At 54.3% G+C, this 1,288-nt stretch carries 1 protein-coding gene; it reads left to right on the top strand.

The features are described 5' to 3' along the window. Positions 1-91: 91 nt before the first annotated feature. Positions 92-1,225, top strand: a complete 1,134-nt coding sequence (locus tag ISF28_RS30185) for an IS481 family transposase (protein ID WP_198120873.1) — start codon at positions 92-94, stop codon at positions 1,223-1,225. The last annotated feature ends 63 nt before the right edge of the window (positions 1,226-1,288 follow it).

Genomic DNA, 1,288 nt, shown 5'->3' with positions numbered 1-1,288 from the left:
CCTGTTTGGCACAGATACATAGTGGACACTTGTCTAGAGACATAGTTGACACCTTTTATCATCATTGCAACTTCGTTATTTGGAGCTTGCAATGCCTTGGAAGGAGTCGTCAAAAATGTCTTCTCGACTGGAGTTCGTCACGCTAGCGACGGCGCAGGGAGCAAATATCCGGGCCCTGTGCCGTTCGTTTGGAATCAGTCCTCAGACGGCCTATAAACTGCTTGCACGCTTCAAGGAACATGGGGCTGAAGGGCTGCAGGAGCGGTCGCGCAAGCCCCATTCCTCACCGCGACGTAGTAGCGCGCAGCTCGAATCCGAGGTGCTGGCACTGCACGAAAAGTATCCCTGCTGGGGAGCGCGCAAATTAGCGACTTTTTTGCCAGAAGATGTCAGGCCTCATCCCAATACGATCTCTACCATTTTGAGGCGACATGGGCGCCAGGTGGCAGCATCGACAGACGTCCAGTCACCCGCCATAACAAGGTTCGAGCATGAGGCGCCGAATCTGCTCTGGCAGATGGATTTCAAAGGGCACTTCGCGTTGACCGATCCGCAAGCGGGGCGATGCTATCCGCTGACGGTATTGGACGATCACTCTCGCTTTGCCATCTGTCTGAAGGCCTGCCCCGGAGAGACCGGTGAGCATGTCAAGCAAGCCCTCACCGACGCGTTCAGGCGTTATGGGCTACCTGAGAAAATCACCTGCGATAACGGCAATCCGTGGGGAACTCCGAAGCAGAACGGGATCACAAAAATCGAGGCGTGGCTGATGCGAGTCGGCATTAAAGTCAGCCACAGCCGACCGATGCATCCTCAAACACAAGGCAAAGATGAGCGGTTTCATCGTACCCTCAAGCGTGAACTTCTTGAGCGCACCGGATTTAACTCGCTCCAGAACTGCCAACAGGCCTTTGATCGCTGGCGTGATCAGTACAACTTGGTTCGACCGCACCAAGCTTTAGGTCAGAAGCCGCCTTCCTCTCGCTACGCAGCCAGCGCAAGACCGTATCCCGAACAACTGCCCGCTATTGAATACGACACAGGTGACGAAGTCAGAAAGGTTCTTGGCAGCGGATGCATCAGCTTTTCGGGACGGCAGTTGTTCGTTGGCGAAGGTCTGGTGGGGGAACCCGTCGCTGTCCGGCCGAGCGACACCGATGGGATCTTCCACGTCATCTTCTGTAACCGGAAAATTAGCGAAATCGATCTACGAATCGAGCTGTAAAATGACTAGACATGTGTCACCTATGTCTCTAGACATGTGTCACCCATGTCTCTGTGCCATACA

It is taken from the genome of Massilia rhizosphaerae, assembly GCF_016093545.1.
Taxonomy (GTDB): domain Bacteria; phylum Pseudomonadota; class Gammaproteobacteria; order Burkholderiales; family Burkholderiaceae_D; genus Telluria; species Telluria rhizosphaerae.
Note: the sequence above shows the minus strand (reverse complement) of the source record. Positions and strands in the feature narration are given on the sequence as shown.

What these genes read in the sequence shown, in the direction of transcription:
- ISF28_RS30185 (WP_198120873.1), top strand. Translation starts at nt 92, where the DNA reads ATGCCTTGGAAGGAGTCGTCAAAAATGTCTTCTCGACTGGAGTTCGTC.